We start from the raw sequence: 6802 nt of genomic DNA, 5'->3' as shown, positions 1-6802 counted from the left end.
CTGTTGTGCTTTTCGGTAACAGTAGGTTCCGTTGACGGAATGCCGTCTGATTTCCCGACTGACGGTGGCGGGATGACAACCGATGTTCTGTGCGATTTGGTTTAGGGGTAGGTTGCGGTAATGTCTGGAAATGTAGTATCTTTGGTGTGAGGTCAGTTGTGTGTAGGCCATATTGCAATCTTTCTTGTCAGGAAAGGCAGTATACTACCGCATACTGGCCTTTTCTGTTATTGGAAATTGCACTTGTTAGGCGAATGTAAGGGCGTATTGCTTCGGCGGTGTCGCTTTTAAGTGCATCAGCTAAGGCGAATGCACCGATGGGACGGTCGTCAACCGATACGGCCACCAAGCTGGCAATTGGCCATACGCCCTCTAAATCGGTCGGCAAGGTCAAATTGGCGTAATCGGTTTTGCCGACTTTCACCAAACCCAAACCGCTGATTTCGGCGGAAATGCCCGCGCCGACTGCCGTTTGCGTCTGACTGCTTGGCGGTAAATCCAAATTGCGCGCTAAGGCAGCCGAAACAATCGCGTTGGCAAGCGGATGAGTGGCGTTTTGCTCGACGGCTGCGGCAATACGGAACAAATCGTCTTTGCCAAAACCGCTATCCGGCACCAGATAAACCGCAGCCACTTGCGGACGGCCTTCGGTAAGCGTGCCAGTTTTATCGAGCACCACGGCGTTGACATGCGCCGATTCTTCCATCGAAGCCGCGTCTTTAAACCAAATGCCGTGTTTCACCGCTTTGCCCATGCCGACCATAATCGCCGCCGGTGTGGCTAAGCCCAGCGCGCACGGGCAGGCAATCACCAGCACCGCCACGGCATGCATCAAGCCGGCTTGCCAATCGCCTTTGATGCCCCAAGTGAGCGCGAACGTGAGCAGCGAAATGCCGACCACCACCGGCACAAACACCGCCGCCGCTTTATCGGCCATGCGTGAAATCGGCGCTTTGCTGCCTTGCGCTTCGGAAAGCGCGTTCATCATGTCGCCCAGCAAAGTGTGGCTGCCCAATTGGGTGGTGCGGTAAATCAAGCTGCCTTCAGTCACCAGCGCACCAGCTAAAACTTTGCTGCCTTGCTGTTTCATTTCAGGATTGGATTCGCCGGTTAAGTGGCTTTCGTCTGTCCAGCCGCTGCCGCTTTCGACCACGCCGTCAGCGGCAATGCGTTCACCGTGATTGGCACGCAGCATATCGCCGGTTTGCACTTGGTCTAACGGCAGCGACTGCCATGCGCCGTCGCGCTGCACATTGACTTTGCTCGGTGTGAGTTTCAGCATCAGCGATAAGCTGTTCAGGCTGGATTTTTTGGTGCGGTGTTCCAAAAATTTGCCCAGCGACACAAAGCCAATCACCATTACGCTTGCTTCAAAATACACATGCGCCATGCCGTCGTGCCCCATGCCGCGGTGGTGGAACATCATATACACCGAATAAAGATAAATCGACGCCGTGCCGATGGTGACCAGCACATCCATATTGGCCAAGCCGCCTTTGATTGAAGCCCACGCGCTTTTGTAAAACGGAATCGCCAACCAAAGCTGCACAATGCTGGCCAAAGCAAATTGCCATAGGGCGGGCATCATCCAATCGTGGCGGCCAATCATCATGCCTGCCATGCCGATGAGAAACGGCACATTAATCGCCAGCAGCAGCCACAAACGCCAGCCGATATGCACCGGTTCATCGCTGTCGGCTTTAGGCAGCGTATCGGTTTTTTCTTGCGCGCCGAAACCGGTTTTTTCGATAATTCGGGTGATGTCGGCTATTGAGCTGCGGCTGTCGTCAAACACGACTTGCGCTTCTTCGCTGGCAAAATTCACACCCGCACTTTCGATAAAGTCTTTTTTGTTTAATACTTTTTCAATGCGTGAGGCGCAAGCTTGACAGGTCATACCTTCGATTTGGAAGCGGACTTTTTGTTTCATTTTCGTTGTCCAGTCAATGATGAGATAAAGAAAGCTTAAACCTTAATGGATGGTTAAAGTCAAGTATTCTTAAAAATCAAGGCCGTCTGAAAATTTTGCTTTCAGACGGCACCGAGACCTTTGCAAAACCCCAGATTTGAGTGCAGTTCGAAGTTAGAGTAGCGCAGAAAGCGAAGACATATCACAAAGATAGGCAAGCTTTCGAGCAGCGCATAGCGAAGAAATGTGCCAAAGATGGGGATTTTGCAAAGGTTTCGGCCTTGATATTGTGATCAACGTGAAGCATCAAAGCCGCCGTCTTCAATCGCTTCGACTAACGCATCAGCATTGGTTTTGGCAGCATCGAATTCAATTACGGCATTTTTGTTTTCCAAGCTTACTTCGGCTTTGGTAACGCCATCGGTGTTTTCCAAAATACGGGTGACGCTCTTCACGCAGCCGCCGCAGGTCATGCCTTCTACATTTAAGGTAATGGTTTCCATGATTTCTTCCTTTCGTTCGTGGGTTGGATAACTTAAATATAATATAAACCTTAACGCTAGGTTAGGGTCAAGTATTTTTTCAGACGGCCTCTTTATTCTTAAAGGCCGTCTGAAACATTTGAAATCAAATGAAATGTAGTCTATTGTTATCGTTTTAATTATTGCGCGAACGGAGTAGAATAACGCCCCTGTTTTAATCGGGAAGAGTAAGATTATGTCGGCGGCAAAAGAGAAAAAACAATGGCTGAGTGTATTAGCCTTGGCGGTGGGGGCGTTTATTTTCAACACCACTGAATTTATTCCGATTGCGCTGTTGAGCGACATCGGCCAAACCTTTGGCATGGCTTCAACCGAAGTCGGCATTATGCTGACGGTGTATGCGTGGATTGTGGCGTTGTTGTCGCTGCCGCTGATGTTGGCGACGAAAAATTTCGAGCGCCGCGAGCTTTTGTTGATTTTATTTGCCGTGTTTGTGGGCGGACATGTGTTGTCGTTTTTCGCTTGGAATTTCGGCGTGTTGTTGGCCAGCCGGATTTGTATTGCTTTAACACACGCGGTGTTTTGGTCGATTACGGCATCTTTGGCCGTGCGGGTTGCGCCACAAGGTAAAAGCACGCAAGCACTGGGTTTGTTGAGTACCGGCACGGTGATGGCGATGGTGATGGGTATTCCGCTGGGGCGCGTAATTGGGCAGTTTTATTCTTGGCAAATCAGCTTCTTGCTGATAGGCATTTGCGCGGCAGTAGTGATGATTGTGCTGGCGAAAAACTTGCCCTTGCTGCCGAGTGTGAATTCCGGTTCATTGAGCAGCTTGCCGTTGCTGGTGAAACGCAAAAATCTGATGTTGCTGTATGGCTTTACCATTCTGATTATTACCGCGCATTTTACCGCGTATAGCTACATCGAGCCGTTTGTGCTGCAAATCGGCGGCTTTAAGCCGGAGCAGGTAACGATTGTGCTGGGCTTGTATGGTGCGGCCGGCTTTGTGGCTTCGTTTGTGTTCGGCAAATGGTTTGCCAAGTTTCCGCGCCAATTCTTTATCGGCGCAGCGGCCTTGGTGGTATTGATGACGGCCTTGCTGTGGCCGTTGGTTGGTTCGGCATGGGCGGTTTATGCGCTGTGTTTTGTGTGGGGCATTGCCATCAGCGTGGTCAGCCTGTCGATGATTGCCAAAGTGTTGAACTTTGCTTCGGATGCCACCGATGTTGCCACCTCGATTTATTCGGGTCTGTATAACGTGGGTATCGGCGGCGGTGCGCTGTTGGGGCATTATGTGACTGTTGGTCTAGGCTTGGGCAGCATTGGTTTTGTCGGTGCGGGCACGGCATTGTTGGCAGTGGTGCTGGCTTATGTGTTGATTAAAAGCGATGATTTTATGAATAAATCGGTTTAAAAAACACATAAAAAGGCCGTCTGAAACGTAATATTTCAGACGGCCTTTGTTTATATCTGCTCGAGACCTTTGTAAAATCCCCATCTTTGGCACATTTCTTCGTTATGCGCTGCTCGAAAGCTTGTCTATCTTTGTGATATGTCTGCGCTTTCTGCGCTGCTCTAACTTCGAACTGCACTCAAATCTGGGGTTTTGCAAAGGTCTCTGCTTGTTTATTCAGCTTTCAAACCGGCAATACATTGCTGATCGCGGGCTTCAAAAGCAGCGGCACCACCGAGCAACTCAAGCTGCTCTTGTGCGCTGATTTTGCTGAACAATTGAATTTGCTTTTCAGTCAATTTTTCCAAAGGCTCGTCCCACATGCACACGCAGTAATCACCGATGACTTGCTCTCCTTTGCCTTCCAAGCCGCGTGCTTTCAAATCAGTCTGCCATTTGTCGGCAAACGGAATGTTTTTCACACACGATTCGATAATGGCTTGTTTGGCTTTTGGCTTCGACAAGGCACATTGCGACAAAAAGAAAAAGCTCACCAGCAAGGCCATGATAATCCACGCCCAAATGCGGATGGTGCGGATTTTGGCCTTGGCTTTTTTGGTTTTCGCCGCTTGTTCTTCAGGGGTTAACGGTTGCTCAGCCATACAGACTTTCCATACGGATCATGGTAATCGGTGTTTCCACGCAATCCAATTGCTCGATGGCGGCAATGGCTAATTTGATGTTTTTCTCAACTGTGCTGTGGGTCAGAATCACGATTTCAGCAGTGGTTTTGTTAATCACGCCTTTTTGAATCAAAGCTTCGATAGACACGCCTTGTTCGGCCAATAGGTTGGCAATTTTACCCAATGTGCCCGGTTCGTCTTTGGCTTGCACGCGCAGATAGTAGCTGCTGGTGATTTCGTCCATCGGCAGAATGGTTTGTGCTTTTACGCCTTCAGGTTGGAAGGCCAAATGCGGTACGCGATTCGCCGCATCGGCACCAATCATACGGCAGATGTCGATAATGTCGGCAACCACAGCGCTGGCAGTCGGCAATGCGCCGGCACCTGCGCCGTAATATAAGGTTTCGCCCACCATATCGGCATTCACGCGCACGGCATTCATCACGCCATTCACGTTGGCCAATAGACGGCTTTCCGGAATCAGGGTTGGGTGCACGCGCAATTCGATGCCTTTATCGGTTTTGCGGGTGATGCCCAATAATTTGATGCGGTATCCCAATTCTTCCGCGTATTTGATGTCGCGGCTATCGAGTTTGCTGATACCTTCCAAATAGCAGCCGCTGAAATCAACCGGTGTGCCGAACGCCAATGCGCTCATGATGGTGATTTTGTGGCCGGCATCGTGGCCTTCGATGTCGAAAGTCGGGTCGGCTTCGGCGTAACCCAAGGCTTGCGCTTCTTTCAATACATCGGTAAACGCGCTGCCTTTTTCGCGCATTTCGCTCAAGATGAAGTTGCTGGTGCCGTTGATGATACCGGCGATGGATTTGATGTTGTTGGCGGCTAAGCCCTCGCGCAGGGCTTTGATAATCGGGATACCGCCGGCTACGGCTGCTTCAAATTGCACCATCACGTTTTTCGATTCGGCCAACGGGAAAATTTCGTTGCCGTATTCGGCCAGCAGTTTTTTATTGGCGGTCACAACGTGTTTGCCGTTTTCAAGCGCTTTCAAAACGGCATCTTTAGCAATGCCGGTGCCGCCGAACAATTCAACGACCACATCCACGTCATCACGTTGTACCAACTCAAAAGGATCTTGCACAAAAGCCGCATTCGGCGCAATTTCGGCTGCTTTTTCGGCGCTTCTGTCGCACACGGCTGAAATGTTCACGTTGCGACCCAAACGGCGGCTGATTTCCGCGGCGTTTTCCTGCAAAACGGTTGCGGTGCCGCCGCCTACCGTACCTAAACCTAAAAGACCGATGTTCACTGGCTTCATTGTGTCTCCTTGTTGAGCCGAAATTTTCAATAGCGTAAACTGTCGCACACAGAATGCAGCCTTGAAATCAAGCAGGCGCGGTGCGGACGTCAAATTTGCTAATCCTACCCGAAATTGCCTGTTTTTGCACCTTTTTTAAAGAAGTTCCGCAGTAGAATAAAATAATGTCATGGCTGATTTTGTAGAATGAATCATGTCGTCTGAAAGGCAATTTAAACCGATTAGATGAAATTCAGGTTAAAAGACCATCAAAAATGGCTAAAAATCGAAGGACAACAACATCATGCTGATTGAAGAAAACACCGCAAAAGCACCCACTGCCATCACCGCATACCGTCATGGTGTGATTGAAGCAGGTGGGAAGATATGGACGCAACCGATTGTTTTAAAATCAGATACCATTATCTTAATGGTAGACAAAAGGCCGTCTGAATTACACCTCAGCGATTTCTTTCAGACGGCCTCAGAAGAAGATTTGCCAGAAGTGATTATTGTCGGCACCGGTGAAAAACAAGAATTTATCCATCCGAAAATTATCGCTGAAGCAGCATCGCGTGGTGTCGGATTAGAGTGTATGAATACCGCCTCGGCTTGCCGCACGCTGGTGTTGTTGCAAGGCGAAGGCCGCAGCGTGTGGGCGTGGTTGTGGCCGTGAATATATCTAAAAGGCCCTTACATTCGCCTAACAAGTGCAATTTCCAATAACAGAAAAGGCCAGTATGCGGTAGTATACTGCCTTTCCTGACAAGAAAGATTGCAATATGGCCTACACACAACTGACCTCACACCAAAGATACTACATTTCCAGACATTACCGCAACCTACCCCTAAACCAAATCGCACAGAACATCGGTTGTCATCCCGCCACCGTCAGTCGGGAAATCAGACGGCATTCCGTCAACGGAACCTACTGTTACCGAAAAGCACAACAGCAAAGCGAAGTTAAAAAGAAAAACAAAGGGGCTTAGGAAGCAAAAATATTAAATTGGGTTATTTCGAAGCATCTTCATTAATATTTTACCTAAATCTTCATGCCGGTGGTTAAACCTAAACTCC

7 protein-coding genes and 2 pseudogenes are annotated in these 6802 nt (G+C 49.4%); 3 read left to right on the top strand and 6 right to left on the bottom strand.

Translation table 11 applies throughout. The features are described 5' to 3' along the window. The 3 genes and pseudogenes from CRG49_RS14060 to CRG49_RS11750 all read right to left on the bottom strand — a co-directional run. Positions 1 to 171: helix-turn-helix domain-containing protein (locus CRG49_RS14060; protein WP_157807888.1), on the bottom strand; the 171-nt coding region annotated here is incomplete at its 3' end. A 94-nt stretch (positions 172 to 265) separates the two neighbouring features. Next, positions 266 to 1930: pseudogene (locus tag CRG49_RS11755) on the bottom strand (heavy metal translocating P-type ATPase); the annotation flags it as partial. A gap of 272 nt (positions 1931 to 2202) precedes the next feature. Further along, on the bottom strand, positions 2203 to 2412 hold the full coding sequence (locus tag CRG49_RS11750; protein WP_095502417.1) for a heavy-metal-associated domain-containing protein: 210 nt from the start codon (positions 2410 to 2412) through the stop codon (positions 2203 to 2205). Positions 2413 to 2626: 214 nt separating this feature from the next. Between CRG49_RS11750 and CRG49_RS11745 the strand changes: the two genes are divergently transcribed. Further along, positions 2627 to 3805 carry a sugar transporter gene (locus CRG49_RS11745; RefSeq protein WP_095502418.1) on the top strand — a complete coding sequence of 393 codons (1179 nt, stop codon included), beginning with the start codon at positions 2627 to 2629 and terminating at the stop codon, positions 3803 to 3805. Between the two features lie 212 nt (positions 3806 to 4017). On the opposite strand, the gene CRG49_RS11740 is transcribed toward CRG49_RS11745, so the two are convergent. Further along, positions 4018 to 4446, bottom strand: coding sequence for a hypothetical protein (locus CRG49_RS11740; RefSeq protein ID WP_095502419.1), 429 nt, complete (start codon positions 4444 to 4446; stop codon positions 4018 to 4020). Continuing rightward, positions 4439 to 5746 (bottom strand): homoserine dehydrogenase, encoded by a 1308-nt coding sequence (locus CRG49_RS11735; RefSeq protein WP_095502420.1) that lies wholly within the window; start codon positions 5744 to 5746, stop codon positions 4439 to 4441. Before CRG49_RS11735 ends, CRG49_RS11740 begins: the two co-directional genes overlap by 8 nt. A 283-nt stretch (positions 5747 to 6029) precedes the next feature. Here CRG49_RS11735 and CRG49_RS11730 point away from each other — a divergent pair, with 283 nt between their 5' ends. Then, the gene (locus CRG49_RS11730) at positions 6030 to 6401 is read left to right on the top strand and encodes an Mth938-like domain-containing protein (protein ID WP_095502421.1); all 372 of its coding nucleotides are present in this window, start codon (positions 6030 to 6032) and stop codon (positions 6399 to 6401) included. Between the two features lie 106 nt (positions 6402 to 6507). After that, complete coding sequence (locus CRG49_RS11725; protein WP_097784626.1) at positions 6508 to 6714, top strand: helix-turn-helix domain-containing protein; 207 nt, start codon at positions 6508 to 6510, stop codon at positions 6712 to 6714. Positions 6715 to 6726: 12 nt separating this feature from the next. On the opposite strand, the pseudogene CRG49_RS11720 reads toward CRG49_RS11725, so the two are convergent. Then, positions 6727 to 6802: pseudogene (locus CRG49_RS11720) on the bottom strand (IS1595 family transposase); the annotation flags it as partial.

This window comes from Neisseria sp. N95_16 (genome assembly GCF_002551535.2).
Taxonomy (GTDB): Bacteria; Pseudomonadota; Gammaproteobacteria; order Burkholderiales; family Neisseriaceae; genus Neisseria; species Neisseria brasiliensis.
Note: the sequence above shows the minus strand (reverse complement) of the source record. Positions and strands in the feature narration are given on the sequence as shown.

Excerpts from the sequence above, each read along its gene's own strand:
- CRG49_RS11740 (WP_095502419.1), bottom strand. The coding sequence starts at position 4,446 with ATGGCTGAGCAACCGTTAACCCCTGAAGAACAAGCGGCGAAAACCAAA.
- CRG49_RS11750 (WP_095502417.1), bottom strand. The coding sequence starts at position 2,412 with ATGGAAACCATTACCTTAAATGTAGAAGGCATGACCTGCGGCGGCTGC.
- CRG49_RS11730 (WP_095502421.1), top strand. The coding sequence starts at position 6,030 with ATGCTGATTGAAGAAAACACCGCAAAAGCACCCACTGCCATCACCGCA.
- CRG49_RS11735 (WP_095502420.1), bottom strand. The coding sequence starts at position 5,746 with ATGAAGCCAGTGAACATCGGTCTTTTAGGTTTAGGTACGGTAGGCGGC.
- CRG49_RS11745 (WP_095502418.1), top strand. The coding sequence starts at position 2,627 with ATGTCGGCGGCAAAAGAGAAAAAACAATGGCTGAGTGTATTAGCCTTG.
- CRG49_RS11725 (WP_097784626.1), top strand. The coding sequence starts at position 6,508 with ATGGCCTACACACAACTGACCTCACACCAAAGATACTACATTTCCAGA.